The sequence below is a fragment of the Exiguobacterium sp. U13-1 genome, from assembly GCF_001750115.1.
Lineage (GTDB): Bacteria > Bacillota > Bacilli > Exiguobacteriales > Exiguobacteriaceae > Exiguobacterium_A > Exiguobacterium_A acetylicum.
Genome location: NZ_CP015731.1, coordinates 2158433 through 2175655, shown reverse-complemented (window position 1 = coordinate 2175655; position 17223 = coordinate 2158433). Strand labels below are relative to the sequence as shown.

At 44.0% G+C, this 17223-nt stretch carries 24 protein-coding genes; 16 read left to right on the top strand and 8 right to left on the bottom strand.

The features are described 5' to 3' along the window. Positions 1-7: 7 nt before the first annotated feature. Positions 8-418: a DUF4362 domain-containing protein gene (locus tag ESP131_RS11405; protein ID WP_069940772.1), complete on the top strand. Its 411-nt coding sequence runs from the start codon at positions 8-10 to the stop codon at positions 416-418. Between the two features lie 48 nt (positions 419-466). Here ESP131_RS11405 and ESP131_RS11400 read toward each other — a convergent pair whose 3' ends face one another. Beyond that, positions 467-1102, bottom strand: a complete 636-nt coding sequence (locus tag ESP131_RS11400) for a hypothetical protein (RefSeq protein WP_069940771.1) — start codon at positions 1100-1102, stop codon at positions 467-469. A 183-nt stretch (positions 1103-1285) separates the two neighbouring features. On the opposite strand from ESP131_RS11400, the gene ESP131_RS11395 reads away from it, so the two are divergent. Next, positions 1286-1996: a class I SAM-dependent methyltransferase gene (locus ESP131_RS11395; protein ID WP_069940770.1), complete on the top strand. Its 711-nt coding sequence runs from the start codon at positions 1286-1288 to the stop codon at positions 1994-1996. Here ESP131_RS11395 and ESP131_RS11390 read toward each other — a convergent pair. Together ESP131_RS11390 and ESP131_RS11385 are read right to left on the bottom strand one after the other, a co-directional pair. Beyond that, positions 1985-2752: a nucleotidyltransferase domain-containing protein gene (locus ESP131_RS11390; RefSeq protein WP_069940769.1), complete on the bottom strand. Its 768-nt coding sequence runs from the start codon at positions 2750-2752 to the stop codon at positions 1985-1987. The two genes, ESP131_RS11395 and ESP131_RS11390, sit on opposite strands and share 12 nt — an antisense overlap. Positions 2753-2764: 12 nt before the next feature. Further along, positions 2765-3121: a hypothetical protein gene (locus tag ESP131_RS11385; RefSeq protein ID WP_069940768.1), complete on the bottom strand. Its 357-nt coding sequence runs from the start codon at positions 3119-3121 to the stop codon at positions 2765-2767. 76 nt (positions 3122-3197) lie between these two features. On the opposite strand from ESP131_RS11385, the gene ESP131_RS11380 reads away from it, so the two are divergent. From ESP131_RS11380 to ESP131_RS11345, 8 genes are all read left to right on the top strand, one after another. After that, the gene (locus tag ESP131_RS11380; RefSeq protein WP_029341845.1) at positions 3198-3602 is read left to right on the top strand and encodes a MarR family winged helix-turn-helix transcriptional regulator; all 405 of its coding nucleotides are present in this window, start codon (positions 3198-3200) and stop codon (positions 3600-3602) included. Then, complete coding sequence (locus ESP131_RS11375; RefSeq protein WP_029341844.1) at positions 3583-3927, top strand: DUF3147 family protein; 345 nt, start codon at positions 3583-3585, stop codon at positions 3925-3927. Before ESP131_RS11380 ends, ESP131_RS11375 begins: the two co-directional genes overlap by 20 nt. Before the next feature lie 16 nt (positions 3928-3943). Continuing rightward, on the top strand, positions 3944-4399 hold the full coding sequence (locus ESP131_RS11370; RefSeq protein ID WP_231925623.1) for a GNAT family N-acetyltransferase: 456 nt from the start codon (positions 3944-3946) through the stop codon (positions 4397-4399). Between the two features lie 56 nt (positions 4400-4455). After that, positions 4456-4671 (top strand): helix-turn-helix transcriptional regulator, encoded by a 216-nt coding sequence (locus tag ESP131_RS11365; RefSeq protein ID WP_047394753.1) that lies wholly within the window; start codon positions 4456-4458, stop codon positions 4669-4671. Next, positions 4668-5021 carry a hypothetical protein gene (locus ESP131_RS11360; RefSeq protein WP_051656274.1) on the top strand — a complete coding sequence of 118 codons (354 nt, stop codon included), beginning with the start codon at positions 4668-4670 and terminating at the stop codon, positions 5019-5021. The genes ESP131_RS11365 and ESP131_RS11360 overlap by 4 nt, the downstream gene beginning before the upstream one ends. A gap of 176 nt (positions 5022-5197) precedes the next feature. Beyond that, positions 5198-6040 carry a BglG family transcription antiterminator LicT gene (gene licT, locus ESP131_RS11355; RefSeq protein WP_047394750.1) on the top strand — a complete coding sequence of 281 codons (843 nt, stop codon included), beginning with the start codon at positions 5198-5200 and terminating at the stop codon, positions 6038-6040. 164 nt (positions 6041-6204) lie between these two features. Further along, positions 6205-8043: a beta-glucoside-specific PTS transporter subunit IIABC gene (locus ESP131_RS11350; RefSeq protein ID WP_047394747.1), complete on the top strand. Its 1839-nt coding sequence runs from the start codon at positions 6205-6207 to the stop codon at positions 8041-8043. 14 nt (positions 8044-8057) lie between these two features. Further along, positions 8058-9509 carry a 6-phospho-beta-glucosidase gene (locus tag ESP131_RS11345; protein WP_069940767.1) on the top strand — a complete coding sequence of 484 codons (1452 nt, stop codon included), beginning with the start codon at positions 8058-8060 and terminating at the stop codon, positions 9507-9509. A 112-nt stretch (positions 9510-9621) separates the two neighbouring features. Here the strand turns inward: ESP131_RS11345 and ESP131_RS11340 are convergent, their stop codons facing one another. Further along, complete coding sequence (locus ESP131_RS11340) at positions 9622-10023, bottom strand: VOC family protein (RefSeq protein WP_029341837.1); 402 nt, start codon at positions 10021-10023, stop codon at positions 9622-9624. Between the two features lie 78 nt (positions 10024-10101). On the opposite strand from ESP131_RS11340, the gene ESP131_RS11335 reads away from it, so the two are divergent. Further along, a complete protein-coding gene (locus ESP131_RS11335) occupies positions 10102-11100 on the top strand; it encodes a phosphotransferase (RefSeq protein WP_197499324.1) in 999 nt (332 codons plus the stop codon). A 45-nt stretch (positions 11101-11145) separates the two neighbouring features. Here ESP131_RS11335 and ESP131_RS11330 read toward each other — a convergent pair whose 3' ends face one another. Together ESP131_RS11330 and ESP131_RS11325 are read right to left on the bottom strand one after the other, a co-directional pair. After that, a complete protein-coding gene (locus tag ESP131_RS11330; protein ID WP_069940765.1) occupies positions 11146-12009 on the bottom strand; it encodes an NAD-dependent epimerase/dehydratase family protein in 864 nt (287 codons plus the stop codon). A 6-nt stretch (positions 12010-12015) separates the two neighbouring features. Continuing rightward, the gene (locus tag ESP131_RS11325) at positions 12016-12198 is read right to left on the bottom strand and encodes a hypothetical protein (protein WP_029341834.1); all 183 of its coding nucleotides are present in this window, start codon (positions 12196-12198) and stop codon (positions 12016-12018) included. 100 nt (positions 12199-12298) lie between these two features. Here ESP131_RS11325 and ESP131_RS16690 point away from each other — a divergent pair, with 100 nt between their 5' ends. Beyond that, positions 12299-12448, top strand: a complete 150-nt coding sequence (locus tag ESP131_RS16690) for a hypothetical protein (RefSeq protein ID WP_156772514.1) — start codon at positions 12299-12301, stop codon at positions 12446-12448. A 44-nt stretch (positions 12449-12492) separates the two neighbouring features. On the opposite strand, the gene ESP131_RS11320 is transcribed toward ESP131_RS16690, so the two are convergent. Together ESP131_RS11320 and ESP131_RS11315 are read right to left on the bottom strand one after the other, a co-directional pair. Continuing rightward, positions 12493-13191: a DUF3169 family protein gene (locus ESP131_RS11320; protein ID WP_029341833.1), complete on the bottom strand. Its 699-nt coding sequence runs from the start codon at positions 13189-13191 to the stop codon at positions 12493-12495. Beyond that, on the bottom strand, positions 13188-13394 hold the full coding sequence (locus ESP131_RS11315; protein ID WP_023468455.1) for a helix-turn-helix transcriptional regulator: 207 nt from the start codon (positions 13392-13394) through the stop codon (positions 13188-13190). The genes ESP131_RS11320 and ESP131_RS11315 overlap by 4 nt, the downstream gene beginning before the upstream one ends. A gap of 237 nt (positions 13395-13631) precedes the next feature. On the opposite strand from ESP131_RS11315, the gene ESP131_RS11310 reads away from it, so the two are divergent. The 4 genes from ESP131_RS11310 to ESP131_RS11295 all read left to right on the top strand — a co-directional run bounded on the left by ESP131_RS11310 (position 13632) and on the right by ESP131_RS11295 (position 17213). Then, positions 13632-15152 carry a M3 family metallopeptidase gene (locus ESP131_RS11310; protein ID WP_069940764.1) on the top strand — a complete coding sequence of 507 codons (1521 nt, stop codon included), beginning with the start codon at positions 13632-13634 and terminating at the stop codon, positions 15150-15152. 55 nt (positions 15153-15207) lie between these two features. Then, complete coding sequence (locus tag ESP131_RS11305; RefSeq protein ID WP_047394729.1) at positions 15208-15648, top strand: NUDIX domain-containing protein; 441 nt, start codon at positions 15208-15210, stop codon at positions 15646-15648. Positions 15649-15744: 96 nt separating this feature from the next. Further along, positions 15745-16446: an ABC transporter ATP-binding protein gene (locus ESP131_RS11300; protein WP_029341830.1), complete on the top strand. Its 702-nt coding sequence runs from the start codon at positions 15745-15747 to the stop codon at positions 16444-16446. Next, entirely contained in the window at positions 16443-17213 is a 771-nt protein-coding gene (locus ESP131_RS11295; protein WP_029341829.1) for an ABC transporter permease, read from the top strand. Before ESP131_RS11300 ends, ESP131_RS11295 begins: the two co-directional genes overlap by 4 nt. The last annotated feature ends 10 nt before the right edge of the window (positions 17214-17223 follow it).

Sequence of the window (17223 nt, the reverse complement as noted above, 5' to 3'; positions counted from 1 at the left end):
GTGAGTGATGCGAAAGCTCTGTCTTGTGGTATGTCTGCTTTGTTTAGCTGGTTTCGGAAAATATACGATGGAAGAGGAGAAGAAGAATGGCGACATCATTGTCCAGAAGGATGTTACGAACAGAGACCGATTCGAGTCCTTTTTGAAAAAGTCAACGCAAGGCAAATCGGATCAGATTCGCATCACGGCGTTTACGACTGAAGGAGACCCGATTTTGTATGATGTCAAGTATGATGGTAAGTCGTATCAATACACTTCCGATTCATCGCGTGATCAGTTCGGTACGACAGACGATGATCGTAAAAACGAAATCTGTCAGCAACTCAACAAGACAAGCGATAAGAAGCAGTCGATCTATACGTTACGTAAATGCGCTGAAGAAGCGGATCATGAGCTCCTGCGATTGCCAAAACAATAATCAAAAAGGATCGTGTCCCGTCGAATCAATCAGCGGGCACGATCCTTTTTATTCGATCTCGAGACAACGCAAGGCTTCGCGCCAACTGGAGAAACGTTCAATCAACAACGTCAGTGAAGGTGCTTGGTGCGCACGCGCCCACTTGGCATATTGTTGACTCGTCAGAAGTGGTCCATGCGTGGCTGCAGCTTGTTCAAGAGCGTCTAAGCAGTCTTGATCTGTGAAGAAGCCGTTCGAGGTGAGGTCGAAGTGTGCTAAGGCATTTTTCCATGTACCGAACCGACGAATGATCGTATTGGCACTTAACATCTCCGGATGTAGATCCCGCAATTCCGTGTAGGAGCGAATCGTCATGTTCGTTCCTTTCTGTGCGACATAAAAAGCGACGCTTTCTTCGATCGACCACCGTTTCGTTCGCTTGACCGCAGCGGGACGGTTCAACGTCATGCGTTCTTTCGTCGATAAGTGGGAAGTCTTGACGATTCCCGCTCGTTCTAACAGGTGTGCCCACGAACCGAATCGGGCATTGATCTCTTCAAGCGAAGGATAAGGAAGTTGAGCTGCTAACTTTTGATAATGGGTAGCTTTCATAGGTGAATGGTGCATTTGATGAAGACCTTGAATCAAGCGGATGATCTTCTCATCCGTTGCTAAGGTGGAAGTGGAAGTCGGATGTTGACGCATGCAAGATATCTCCCTTTTGAATGGTTGTTTCAATTACAGGCTAGTGTAGCATGAGAGATTTCAAGAACATACTAACAATATCGTAAGGTAAGAAAAATAGCGCATTTTTATCCGAGAAATACAGGGAAATCAGTAGGGAAACACGAATACATTATTATAGAAAAAAAGAGGGAGAACTGATCAATGACAGAACCACAGACGATTGATACGATGGAGGATATTTTAAAGATGCTCGACGCGCGATTGCGTGAACCGGAACCATTTTGGGACAAATTTTATGAAGATCGTACGAAACCGGTTCCGTTTTTTAAGAACATCCCTGACGAGAACTTAGTTCGCTATATCGAACAGGGATGGCTCTCACCGGGTGACGCGTTAGATCTCGGGACAGGACCGGGACGTAACGCGATCTACCTCGCAACACACGGTTTTTCGGTGACGGGACTCGATCTTTCAGCAACCGCGTTAGACTGGGCAACAGAACAAGCACAACAGACTGGAGCGCATGTTGCGTTTCGAAAACAAGATTTTCTAGAGACGACCGAACAGAATACATATGATTTCATTTACGATTCCGGCTGTTTTCATCATATGGCGCCACATCGACGTTTGACCTACGTGACGCGAATAAAAGAGATGTTGCGGCCAGGAGGATATTTCGGATTGACGTGTTTTGTTGCGGGTGGTCCGCTAGGCGGGGCGACGTTGACGGACTGGGAAGTCTATCAAGAAAATAGTCTCCATGGCGGACTTGGCTATACGAAAGAGCGATTACTCTCCATATTCGATGCATTCGACGTCATCGAACTAAAGGAAATGAAACCCGTCGACAATCCAGAGGCATTATTTGGTCATGTTGGACTGTGGACTGGTCTGTTTCGATTAAAGGATTGATTCGTCCTGCATTCGAGACGCGAACCAGTCTACAAAGTAGTGGACATCCTCTAGCGAAACGATTTGGTGTGTATCGTATGCAGCGAACAGTGACAAAAAGCGCGGTTCGTCAGGGAAATAATGAAGCAAGATTGGGCGGAGTGTCTCTAGGTCATGTACGAAGCTTTGATCGTCTTCTAGAATAAGGTGATAGGCGCTCCGAACAATCTGTTTCACGATCGAATCGGAATGAAGCAAAGCGACCTGACTTGTTTCTAAGAGAAATAAATCCGTTTTTAACTGCTCACATACTCCACTGTTTAACGCGAAGCCAAGAGCGCGTGTCGGACGAAGGGATGGAAATCGACTTTGGAGATTTTCGCCTGCCAAAAACAAGTTGACGGATTTCAACCAGACGCCCCAGCGAAGAACTTCGTCGTCCCGTATGACGTTGTCAAGCAGACCGATGTCATAATCGATTTTGGTGACGAATGGATAGTCCGTCAACCAGTGTTCCGTCCGTTTATCTAACTGCATGTGTTCTTCTTCCGTCAACGGCTCTGTCAAAATCAGTGTAAAATCGAGGTCGGATTCAAAGGGACGCGCCGTTCCTTTTGCGACGCTTCCATACAAGTACACGCCATGAAACACGGATAAGGTTTGTACATAGGCGACGACGTCTCGAATCACGGCACGATAACGGACAGGAATCGCTTCAGCGGAAGTCGGATTGTGGATGTAGCCATTTTTCGTGCCCAATGTCGTTGGATACTGCATCTGTCTTCCTCCTCATCCTTCAGGAATGGATTGATAGCGATACCACTTCTTGTTTCGCTGCACATATAAAAACATCGTATCATCTTTTTCTTGATAGATGACCGTATCGCTATTAAGACGAGTTGCCATGCCGTCCTTGAGCGTCTTTTCGGATGCTATTTTTTGAACACGTGGACCAGGAGTCAAAGAAAGAATCGAGACGGTTACGACCTGATCTAGTCGATACACGCGATCGTTCAAGCGGATGACGTCTTGATCTTGTTTAATGGCATCCGCCGCGATGAGGTCCGTCGTTGTCATCGTCGTCTCCGCTAAGCATCCACTGAGAAAAAGAATGACCAATACGATAGTAGCTAACGTTTTTTTCATGAAACACATCTCTTTCTCTGTTAATATATCGTGTTTTACGATATATTCGAATTATACGATATAAGGGGGGAGCATCATGATTTCAGCTGATTTTGCAAAAATTTATTATCAATTACATCCACGGTTCGAAGAAAACCTGTCTCACCAAAGTGTGCGTATTTTGCAATACATTCAATTTGCGGTGAATCCGACGATCAAGCAGATTGCCGAGGCATTTCGCCTCTCACATAATACGACGTCCGAGCACGTCAAAAAGTTGGACAGATTAGGCTATATCGAAAAAAAACGGAATCCAGAAGACCAACGCCAAGTGACGATTGGTTTGACAGACATGGGGGATATAATTGTTCGTCGTCATACGGAACTTGATCCTGAACGGTTAAATCAAGTCCTTGCTACGATGTCAAAAACAGACCAACAGGCGATTGAACAGGCGTTTCGATTGTTGCGGGAGGCGGCAGATGACTGCTTTTCTCGTTAAGGTGTTTTCGAGCGCACTAGTCATTGGTCTTGTTACCGAAGTCGCCCGGCGTTCACCGTCACTGGGTGGTGTGTTGTCTGCATTGCCCGTCGTCAGTCTGATTAGCTTTGCCTGGCTCGTTAAACAGGGAAGTGAACGGGCAGAACTGAGTACATTCTTAAAGAGTGTGTTACTCGGATTACCAGCGACGTTCTTATTGCTTGCCGTCTTATATGGATTGATCCGCTTAGGGATTCCTATTTTTTACAGTATACTCGGTGCAACAAGTCTTTTTATCGTTTGTTGGTATATCCAACGTTACCTACAACAGTGGTGGCAAACCTAAAAAAGGAGACAAAGTAATGATAACCCTTCAAACAAAGCGATTGACGATTCATCCATGTACAGCGAATGACGTGACACGTTTACAACAACAGCACTACGATAACGGACCGGAAGTTCAGCATCATTTGATGTCAATAGCGTCAGATCCCTCGCTACTATACTGGGGCAGCTGGCTCGTCATGACAAAGGATAGTCAAGTAATCGGGGATATCGGATTCAAGGGGAAGCCGGACATACGACAAGCGGTTGAAATCGGTTATGGTCTGTTACCAGCGTATCTCAATCAAGGGTTTGCGACGGAAGCAGTTCAAGCATTGATTAAATGGGCGTTTGAACAAACGGAAGTGACAGGGGTACTTGCGAAGACGGAGTCGACGAATAAAGCATCGATCCGAGTGCTCGAAAAAGCGAGATTGATTCAGGTCGGGAGTGATGATCGATATATCATGTGGAAGCGAACAAAGAGGTTGTAAAGGAAACTTGACAGGTAGTGTGTTATTTACATATAGTGGAATTACGAGGTGGAATCATGAAAAATATAGTCAAGGAGATGCGCGAAGAACGAGGCTGGTCGCAAGGCGAACTGGCAAAACGATTGAATGTGTCGCGTCAGACGGTCATTTCCATTGAAAAAGAGCGGTATAATCCGTCACTCGACCTCGCGTTTACACTAGCTGATCTATTTGAGCGGCGAATCGAAGAAATTTTTACACCGAATCGAACGAGCGAGGAGGGAACAGCATGAAGCGAGTCAATGTGTTCTTAGACATCATTTTAATTGGAGCGGGTCTTTACTTAACAATGACGGATCCAGCGGCTAAAACACTCGGAATCATCCTTGTTTTAGCAGGTGTCACGTCACGTATCACAGGAACGGTATTCTCGCCAACGGAACCGTATGATGAGCGCCAAGGAGCGGTTAAAATCCGTAGTGGACATATCGCTTATCTCGTAAGTATCGGATATCTTTTTTTAATCTTGGTACTCGTTAATCTGTCGATCATTCAAGACATTCAATTTGCTCTGTTACTAGCATTAGGAGGACAACTTTTATTCTTTCCGCTTGTATTGCTGTACGTGAATCGAAAGATGTGAAGAATTAAATGTTTATAAAAATGATGCTTGTAACCGTTATCAAAAATGGTATAGAATGTAATGGAATAGGGATTGTTACTGGTCAAGCAGGCGAAACCCAAATCAGCGATCACTGGAACCGTGAGTGACGTTTGATTTGGGTTTTTCTATTTTTTCGATTTGGAAGGAGGTCACCTATGATCATTCATCAAATTTTCAACAACAATGTCATCAGTGTATTTGACGAAGCAGGGCGTGAGCGAGTCGTCATGGGGAAGGGGATCGGATTTAAACGGAATTCAGGGCAGGCGATATTAGCCTCCGATGTTGAAAAAGTCTTTTATCTCGATGATGCTGGCAATCATGAACGATTTAAATTACTACTTCAAGAAATTCCTGAAGAAATCATCGTCTTGACTGATGATATCGTAACGATTGCTAAATTGACGCTTGGAAAAAAACTCAATGAACTTGTCTATATCGCTCTTGCCGATCATTTACATTTTGCATTAGAACGTCATGAAAAAGGTTTAGAGATCAAAAATGTATTGCTTTGGGAGATTAAACGTTTATATCAAGATGAGTTTAGTGTTGGTCTGCAAGCACTTGAACTAGTTGAAGAAAAATTCAATATCATATTACCTGAAGACGAAGCAGCCTATATTGCACTTCACATCGTGAATGCTGAATTAAACGAAGAGATGCCGAACATCGTCTCAATGACAAAAGTCATTCAAGAAGTATTAAATCTCGTAAAATACCACTTTGCATTAGAATGGGATGAGAATGCTCTCGCCTATCATCGTTTTGTTACTCACCTTAAATTTTTTGCACAACGACTCGTGTCACGAACCGAATACGAAGGAGATGAGAGTGCGCTTTTCGATTTAGTGAAAATGCAATATCCAAAGTCCTATGTCTGCACTGAAAAAATCGCTACCTTTATTCAGACAAAATATGATTATCGGTTGACGGATGAAGAGAAACTGTACCTAACGGTTCATATCACAAGGTTAATCAAAGAAAAAAAGAAAGGTTGACATATAAATGTATAATTGTTATTATATGTTTAATAAATATATTTAATGGGATTGTTACTGGTCAAGCAGGCGAAACCTAGGTGAAACAAAACGTATTTTCATGAAATACGTTACTTGTTCTCATCTGGGTTTCTTTTTGTGTCTATCAACTATGGAGGTGTCTTATGAAATACGATCAATTGGCAAAAGAAATCATTGAATCTGTCGGAGGCGAACAAAACGTTAGTTCACTTGTTCATTGTGCGACCCGTCTACGTTTCGTACTTAAAGACAAAGTAAAGGCTGATAAATTAAAACTTGAAAAACTAGAAGGTGTCATTGCAGTAAAAGAGAGCGGAGGGCAATTTCAGGTCGTTGTCGGAAATACAGTACCTGAGGTATATCAAGCAATTGGGAAACAAACAAAGCTGATGGAGGAGTCAACAGACACTAGTGAGATAAATGAAAAAGGAAACATTTTTGGTCGAGCAATCGATATTATTTCAAGTATCTTTACGCCATTGCTTGGTGTCATGGCGGGAGCTGGTATCTTAAAGGGGTTACTTGCGATTGCGACGAATGCAGGTTGGTTAATTCCTACTGAAACTACGTATATTATTTTAAATGCTACAGCGGATAGTCTCTTTTACTTTTTACCTATTTTGTTAGCGGTTACATCAGCGCGGAAGTTTGGTGCGAATCAATTTGTTGCCATGACAGTAGCAGGTGCCTTGATCTATCCGACAATCATTCAACTGAAGACGGATGCAGTCGCGACGACATTCTTCGGTATACCCGTGACGATGATGTCATATACCTCTACGGTCATTCCAATCATTCTTGCCGTTTGGGTTATGAGTTATGTTGAAAAATTCTTCAATCGACATATCCATGAGAGTGTTAAAAATTTTGTTACACCTTTGATTGCTCTCATTACAATCGTTCCATTGACATTAATCGTGTTTGGACCAATCGGCGTCACGTCAGGCGACTTGATTGCTGCGTTCATTTTAAAGGTATTAGCATTTAACCCAATTTTAGCAGGGGCGTTTATTGCTGGTGTATGGCAAGTCCTTGTCATTTTCGGTATTCACTGGGGAGTCGTTCCGATTTTCATCAATAACATTGCGACTAAAGGATATGACTATATCAAACCAGCAACTGCTCCAGCAATTTTTGCACAGGCAGGAGCTTCATTCGGTGTCATGCTTCGTTCAAAAAATAAAAAGTTAAAGACATTAGCAGGATCTACGGGAATTACCGCATTATTCGGTATTACAGAGCCAGCCGTATATGGAGTTACTTTACGCTTAAAGCGCCCTTTCATTGCAGCGGTCATTAGTGCAGCAGTAGGTGGAGGAATTGTAGGACATTTTGGAAGTGTAGCGGTAGCTTCTGGTCCTCCGGGATTATTGACATTACCCGTCTTCATTGGAGATAGTATGACAGCATTTTACGGGTTATTAATTGGTGTCGGTGTCTCATTCTTATTATCGATGGTCTTAACATACATCCTTGGATTTGAAGATGATCCAATTGAAAAAGAAGCGGAAATAAATGTTCGTCCATCAACAGAGATGACGATTCCAAGCCCAGTGTCAGGTCAAATCGTGTCTCTCGAAAAAGTTTCGGATAGTGTGTTTGCAAGTGGAGCGATGGGACAAGGTTTCGCAGTCGTTCCGACTGAAGGAAAAGTCGTTGCCCCAGTGTCAGGTCAAGTAACTGCTATATTTGCAAGCAAACATGCAATTGGTATTCGATCAGAGGACGGAATGGAGATTCTCATTCATGTTGGGATTGATACGGTACGCTTAGATGGAACTCACTTCGAATTACACGTCACACAAGACCAGAAAATCGAACCAGGAGATGTATTAATCACTTTTGATATGGAATCGATTCAATCGGAAGGGTATGACATCATCACACCTGTGATTTTCACGAATTTATCAGAAGAACGACAAATTACGATTGACCAAGATCAAATTTCAGTGAGTAAATACAATAAACCTGCTTTTGCATAAGAAAGGATGAGACGATGCAATTTCCAAAAAACTTTTTATGGGGTGGCGCTATTGCTGCCAATCAAGCAGAAGGTGCCTATTTATCCGATGGAAAGGGATTATCTTCCGTTGATTTAATTCCTAGTGGGTCAACTCGAAGAGCCGTCATGAAAGGAGACTTATCACATTATGAGCCGCTCCCAGAACTAACTTATCCATCCCATGATGCGATTGATTTTTATCATCGCTACAAGGAAGATATTGCGTTATTCGCTGAAATGGGATTTAAAGCACTTCGTCTATCGATTTCATGGGCGCGTATCTTTCCAAATGGTGATGAAGAACAACCAAACGAACAAGGATTGAAGTTTTACGATGATGTGTTCGATGAATTATTAACATATGGAATTGAACCGGTTGTCACGATGGCGCATTTTGATGTTCCCGTTCATTTAGTAGAGCATTACGGAAGTTGGCGCAATCGAAAGATGGTTACATTTTTCGAACAATATGTGAAGACGATTGTATCCCGGTATCATTCAAAAGTTCGCTATTGGATGACTTTCAATGAAATAAATATGTTGTTCCACCTTCCTTATATGGGAGCTGGATTAGTATTCGTTGAAGGAGAGAATCGGCAACAAATTCAGTATCAAGCAGCACATCATCAATTGGTGGCGAGTGCGCGTGCCGTGGAAATTGCTCATACGATTAATTCGGATCTTCAAGTTGGGTGTATGTTAGCAGCAGCCATGACATATCCTTATACCTGTAACCCAGATGACGTCGAAAAAGCGATGGAACGTGATCGTGAGAATTTCTTCTTCATTGATGTACAAGCTCGCGGTGCCTATCCTGGTTATGCATTAAGACAATTGAAAGATGCTGGAATTGAAATTCAGATGGAACCAGGTGATATTGAACTATTGCGCAACCACACAGTGGACTTTATTGGCTTTAGTTATTACTCGAGTCGCTGTATCAGTACTGATCCAGAAATACTGAATAAGATGACGGCGGGGAATGTGTTCCCGACTGTTAAAAATCCATATCTAAATCAATCGGAATGGGGATGGACGATTGATCCGAAAGGACTCCGTTTAACGGCAAATCAGCTATACGACCGTTATCAACTTCCTTTATTCATCGTCGAAAATGGATTAGGAGCATTTGATGAATTGGATGGTGAAGGAAACATTCAAGATGACTATCGAATTGCTTATTTAACAGATCATATACGCGCAATGTACGAATCGATACAAGACGGTGTTGAACTTATCGGTTACACGAGTTGGGGATGTATTGACCTTGTTAGTGCTTCTTCCGGAGAATATGCAAAACGGTATGGCTATATCTATGTAGATCGTCATGATGATGGCAGTGGAACGAATCGAAGACAAAAAAAGGCGTCATTTGATTGGTATAAAAAAGTAATTGCATCAAATGGTGCCTTTATAGAAAATCAAAAACATATTAAAATCAAATAAAAGTATAGCTAACGACGTGGATCTAGAAATGCTTAGATTACAAATCGTTAGCTTTTTACTTATGATTGGGATTCTTTCATAAAAAAATCATTAATAAAGATATTTTCAAGATTCAACCATGAATCGCAAACGTATCCCGTAACTCGATGATTGTTCCTTCGGGTGCTTTTAATTTGCTGAGATGACCATCGACGACGAAGTAGATGTTTCCGCCGTGTTTCGGTAGGAAAGGCATCCCGAGTCGTTCGAGGCGTGCTACTTCTTCTTGCAAGTCGTCAACGTAAAGTGCGAAATGGACGGGACCCGCTGCTTGCTTCGTATAATCGGTGAACGGCTGACCCGATTTGGGTGTTTGCAATTCGATATAGAAGTCACCGAGACGTAACCAGCTGTTAAAGGCGCGGTCGTGAAAACCAGGCGACTCTTGAACGAGTGAGAACCCAAGCTGTTCATAAAATTGTTTAGACGCAGCATAATCCGTTGTCTGAATACAGATGTGATGAATTTGTTTCATACTAAAAACCTTCCTTCGTGTTCAATGAAATCATGCAGAACTAGTGTAGCATTTCACGGATCGGTTGGAACGAACGAAATGGAGAATATGATGCAACAAACGATGAATTTGATTTGTGAACGATTTTTATTAGGGCAAATGATTAGCGAACCTGTACGATTGACAGGCGGACTCTTGCATGAGACATGGCGACTACAGACGACGACTGGATCTTACGTCTTAAAGCGATTGAATCCGGACATCATGCGACGCCCTGAAGCACGAAATAATTTTAAGATGTCAGAAGCGGTCGCCATGCAAGCGTCATTTCACTTAGCAGCATTACCGGCACGTTGCATCAACGATCAAGCGGTACAGACGATTGACGGATCGGATTACCTTTTGTTTGACTGGATCGATGGCAAGACGTTATCAACCGACCAGCTTCGATCGGCACATGCACGACAAATCGGAGTTCAATTAGGACTATTGCACGGTCTTTCCATAGCGACGACTGGCTTTATAAAGCCGGATACCTCAATTACTTCAATCGATTGGAACGGTCATTTAGAAGCAGGAAAACGGCAGCAAGGAAAGTGGCTGCAGCTATTCATGGAAGAGCAGGAACATTTGCAACGAATTGAAAGATTAGCACAGAAAGCACAGAAACAACTGCCAGTAGACTGGATCGTCAGTCATCGTGATCTCGATCCAAAGAACGTCCTCTGGACACCAACGGGTCCAGTCCTGATTGACTGGGAGTCTGCGGGTCTGATTCATCGAGCCGTCGACGTGTTCGAGACAGCCTGTTATTGGTCGAAGCAGGAAAACGATACGTTCGACAGCGTTCGATTTAACGCATTTCTTGACGGTTACGCAACAAATCAAGTTTTGCCTGATGTCGACTGGACGCACGTCATCGATAGCAGTGTTCAAGGAAAGCTGGACTGGCTGAATTTTAATCTGGAGCGCTCACTCGGGAAAAGTGGGATCCCTGAAGCGGAACGAGTCCTTGGAACAGAACAAGTCGTTTTAACAATAAAAGAATTACGAGCGCACGACCGGAATCTCTGGATCAAGTGGATGTCGGTAAGATAAGCGTAAATGAGGCACCGAATCACTCGATTCGATGCCTCTTCGTTATTAAAACGATTTGACCAACTGTTCAATAGTTGATTCAGGAGTGCGAATCGGAATATAACCAAGTTGCTTGATTCGGTCATTCGCAAATGTCGCGTGTTCCGCTGCACGCTTCGGTATTTGGTACGGCTTGTCACTTGCTGTGATCAACTTCATCCGGAAATCCGTCTCAGGTAGATTCGAATCGATTGCATTGAAGATATCCCCATTATGCGCATTTGTTGCGGCAAGGACGATCATTTCGACTAGATTATCCGTATGGACCCACGGGACGACATCATACGGATGCACCCAGGTAATCACATCCGCCTCCTTCATCCGCTCGACTTGACGATCCCCCCAATAGGACTGCTCCTCGGCACAAATTGATCCTGGGCGTAAGATGATTAAATCGGAATCGGGTGTGTTTTCCTGTAACAGGCGTTCGGATTCCTGCTTTGTATGGATGTAGACGTGCTCGGACGGTAGGAGCGGTGACGTTTCCGTAAAATGTCCACTCACGACTTCGCCGTACACGGAAGTCGTCGAGATGTGAACGATGCGCTTGACACGAGCTTTTGTCGCAGCATCCGCGAGATGTTGTACACCAGTGACATTTGCTTCCTGTGCTAAATCGGGATCATCTCCGAGATAGGCAGCACAGTGAATCAACAGATCGACACCTTGAAGTGCTGTAAGAAGCGAATCCGGATCACCGAGCTCACCGATGACTGCGTGGACACCTTTGAAAGCGTATTGATCCGCTTGTTCCTGAGAGCGATACAAACCGCGCACTTCACGCGCTTCTTTTAGAAAACGTCGCGCAACACGAGAGCCAAGCGTCCCGGTCATTCCTGTAATTAAAATCGTACTCTCTTTCAGATTCATGGATGCTTACCCCTTTGACTCTGTCTTTTCAGCGAAACATTGCTCACAAATGAAACGTCCTTCGCTTTTTAGGTATGCTTTGACTTCCGTCATCCCGCGATGTTTCGGATAGCGCATCTGGATGTAGACTTTTTCGTTTCCTTCAATCGTTTTGCCGCAATGAATACATGTCGGTTCTTTGCCGAACATCCTAACTCCCCCTGATTATTTTTATCTTCTACCTTATCGTAAAGGAAAAATAAAGGTGTTGGAAGAATAAAGTAAAAAAGGAATCTAAAGGAGGGTGTCTATGATCTTCATTGCTATTTTTCTCGCCGTTGGTGGAGTCGTCTGGTTCATTTCAGCGCGGAGTCAATCGAAACATCGCTCGCTCGACGATCAGGAATATACACTGAATCAACATGATGTCCATCAACAAAAAAATCATCGTGATTTTTGAAGGCATGTAAAGGAGCATCCAGTCGATTGACTGAATGCTCCTTTTTAGCGATTGCGTACATGGAGAAAATATTTTGCGTTGCTCCAGATCAAGGCGAAAATCAATAAGCTGATCGCGAAGATCTGAGATTGACCGGTCTCATATGAATACACGACCAATACGACGATAATACCCATTAATAGGAGTTGCAAAGAAGATTGTGAACGGATGAGTCCTTCTAACATGACGTGTCGCTCGCCGTCATCTGAAGCAGCGAACAGCTTTTTGATATAGTTTGTTTCCGAGTACTTCGGGAACTGACGGTCCGGATATATATGATGCATGAGATTAAGATAAAAAACAGAGACAAGACTACTGATGATAAAAAAGAGTCCGCTCAGTATCAAATGAAGTCCGAACTGGTTTTCAATGATGCTAAATGATGCAAGTCCGATGCTGAGAAGATTGGAGAACTGCACGATCATCATGCCGTCCGCATAGTAGCGATTCACTTGATCGTCAATCGCGTCCTCTTCGTTGGAAGAAACGGAGCGTCGAGTCAATTGACGAATTTGCAAATAGCGTACGATGTAACTGAGAGTCAAGATCGTCAAGATAACGAAAAGACCAGTGAATATGTAATCAAGATAGAGCGATCGTTCAAACTGTGACAAATGCGTATTTTTGAGGACAAACATAACGATATAACTACTAATGAAACCGAGTAATCCTGCGATGATGACCTTGACTGCTTCCTTGTTCATGTTAATTCCTCCTCATCGAAATAAAAGATGTCTTCTAGCGGTGTGTCAAACACACGAGAAATTTTGACGGCGATCAGTAGCGACGGCATAAATTCTTCGCGTTCGATTAAGCTGATCGTCTGGCGAGAAATGTTCGCGCGCCGTGCCAGTTCAGACTGATTCCATCCGTGGCGAGCACGTAATTCTTTTAAACGGGATTTCATATAGGGATTCACCTCCTATATAATGTAACTTATCATAGTCTTTTTGACAACGATAATAGTCAAAAAAGACAACATGATAGTCATTTGTTCGTAAAATGATCATATCGTTGGCATAAACTGTATACTGGAATAAGTTGAAAGGAGATGTGAAATCCGTCGATGAAATCTCAGTCATGTATAAACAATGTTATTAATAATGATGAGAATGTTACGCACCAGATTGCTTCGATTCTCCAAATGGAAGAGACATTGCTCAAACAAAAAATCACGTATCTCCAGGACGTGACAGACTCGGACGCAACTAATACATACGAACAAGGACGTCAGCAGCTATCAGACAAACTCGATACGTTAAGACATTCGGTAAAAATGAATTTTATCTCGCGCGACGACGTTCCGATTCGAACGCGAGCACTCTGGAAACAGTCACTAAGAGCGACGTCTGTGACGGAAGAGGAAGCACGTCTCATTCAAGAGTATCTCCAGAATGAGGCAACGATGCTGACAGAAGCGGGAGAAGTGGTTTCTGATCTCTATGCCGCCTTATTTGATGCAGATGAGCCGACACGGAAACAAGCATTCTTATCGATTGAGGAAGCGTTCCGGACGAATGAATCTGTCATTCAACGATTATTTTCGCAACTCGTCGACTTGCGACAAGCGCGTGCTTCTGCAAGGCATCAGTCGGGATACGAAGAATTAGCTTTTGCGGAGCTCGGACGTATCGATTATACAAGCAAGGATGTCGATCATTACGCCAGCATCATTCAAACTTATTTTCTGCCGGTTAAACAGCGATTTCAGCTCGAGCAACAAACGTTTCTCGGCAAACAGGCGCTCCATCCGTGGGACGTTCGGCAATCGGCCTATACGCAGATTGATCATCATGTAACCGGGTCTGATACTTCATTCTTAGACAAGGCACAAGCAATCCTCGAGAGCGTGCATTTATATTTTGCTGACGTATTAAGAGAAATGCGACATACGAATCATCTCGATATCGGTGCCCGGTCGAATAAAGCGGGCGGAGGGTTTTGTGAGTATTTACCGGTCGAACAACAATCGTTCCTATTCATGAATCGCATCCATACGTTTGATGATCTCGTCATCTTTATGCATGAGATCGGGCATGCCGTCCATCATGATGCGATGAAAGAGACGTATGATGGACTACAACCGATTCCGCTTGAAGTAGGGGAATTCGCTGCTATGTCACTTGAGTTGTTGTCGATGAACGAGTGGCACCAAGTGATTCCAGGTCGAAAAGACGTTGCCCGAGCGAAACTCGAACAGATTCGTTCCATAGTGGAGTTTTTGCCACAAACGATTATCGTTGATCGTTTCCAGTCGTGGCTCTATGCTCACCCGGACCATCTGCCGGAAGAGCGCCAAGTTTCTTTTGCTCGTCTCCGGGAGACGTATGATACGGACGTCATCGATTGGTCGGAAACGCTCGATTGGAAAGGCCTCGAATGGATGAGTGTCATTCATCTCTTTGAGACGCCATTTTATTACATTGAATATGCGATAGCCCAAATTGCTGCTCTTCAGTTGTATCACTGTTTTACGAAAGATCCTGACCAAACGATGAAGGACTTCCTTGCAGCTTTAGCGCTTAGTCACACCCATTCGATTCAAGACGTCTATGCGAGAGCGGGAGTATCCTTCTTACCAAGTGATGCGGAAATGAAAGAGTTGATGGCGTTCCTAGAAGGTCAAATTGAAATTTGGACAAATGAGTTAGAAAAGACATATTAAAAACAACACGCTTTGATCAGAAATAGCAGATGTACAAAACGATAGGAGGATGAACATGAACACACGAAAAAACATTGTTTATGCGACCTTATTCAATGCCACAGGCAGTCAGTTATTGATGGTTGAAAATCGTGGCGATCACGGTGACTACTATACATTGCCCGGTGGGACGGTCGAACGTGACGAAACGTTACATATGGCAATCGCGCGTGAAGTATTAGAAGAGACAGGATTTACCATCATCCCAGGTGACATCGTCCATGTGGCAGAAGCATTCTTTCCGCAAGCGGGGGAACATTGTCTCTTTTTCTTCTTCGCGGGAGAAATCACTTCCGGTCAATTGCAGACGAATGTCCCAGAAGAAATTTCCGGACTCGTCTGGATGGACCGTGAAGAAGCGTTCAAACACCTCAATTTACCGGAAGCGTCAAAAGAATCGCTCTTTGCTGGTCGAACGGTACCATATGATTTTGCCGGAGAGATCATTCACGCGTAAGGAAGTGTTGCTTGACGTACTAAGGTGACGGATTTTCGGGTACAACATTACAGGAGCATTACCCGAAATTTGTAGAAAGTCAGGTGAACACACAGTATGTCGATTCTTACGTTTCACGAAGTCAGCTATCAACACATCTTACACGAAATAACGGGTGAGTTCCGAGAAGGTGTCATTACGACGCTCGTCGGACCGAGTGGTGCCGGAAAATCCACGACATTGAAACACATCAACGGACTTATTTCTCCCGATCGCGGCGAAATTTGTTTTCGAGGCGAACCACTCGAGCAGATGAATCTGCTCGACGTCCGCAAACGGATCGGAATGGCGTTCCAAAGCGCGCCGATGATTCCAGGTACCGTCTACGATAATATCAATTTACCGAAATCGATCTTCGGGGAATCGTTGCCACGCGAGGAGGCGGAACGCTTGCTACAACAAGTCGAACTATCCGTCGAACTTGAGCGACCGGTCAAAGATTTGTCCGGTGGCGAACGAAGCCGACTTGGAATCGCACGGACACTCGTCAATCGTCCAGACGTCCTGTTGCTCGATGAAATCACGGCAAGTCTCGATTACCGAATGGTACAAGAGATTGAGAAGCTAATCCTTGATCTACAGCAGGAGTTACAGACGACAATCATTTGGATTACGCATGACTTAGAGCAAGCAAAGCGGGTCAGCGACGACGTCTGGTTTTTAAAGGATGGACGATTGATCGAGTCTGGTGATTTTAAAGAACTCGCTTCAAGTGGTCAAGCCGAGACGCAAGCATTCTTGAAGGGGGAATCGGTATGAGTTACCTCCAACTGGCAACTTCGCTAATCTTCATTCTGATCCCCCTCGTCTTAGCACGGACGTTACAGCTTGGTTTAGAGAAGGACATCATCATCGCAACCGTTCGATCAATCGTCCAACTCTTGATCATCGGTTACATTCTGACGTTCGTCTTTGAGAGCGGCAGTCCAATTTTCATGTTACTCATGATTCTGTTGATGATCGGTGCAGCGACACTGAACGTCATCCGTAAAGGGGACGGGATTCCTGGGATCCAGTGGATCATCTTGTTGACACTGATTGCGGTCGAAGCATTGACGATGGGCATTTTGCTTGGATTACAAATCATTCCGTTTGAAGCCCAGCAAGTCATTCCGATCAGCGGGATGGTCATTGGGAACTGTATGATTTTGTCCTTATTGTTTCTTAATAAGTTCAAGGACGAGGTCGAACGAAGCGACGAGGTCATTGAACTGATTCTTTCGCTTGGTGGAGATGCGAAGACAGCGATTGATACGAGCTTAAAAGGCGCGATTCGGACAAGTATGATTCCAACGATTGAAGCGCAAAAAACGATGGGCCTCGTCCAACTGCCAGGGATGATGAGTGGGTTGATCATCGGTGGCGCGGATCCGATGGAAGCAGTCCTTTATCAACTATTGATTCTATTCCTGATCTTGACGACGGCGGCGATGGCATCGGTCCTCGTTGGTTTTCTATCCTACCGTCGACTGTTCAATGAAAAAGCACAATTCATCGGTTTGACCTATAAGAAAAAAGACACGTAAGGAGCACGTT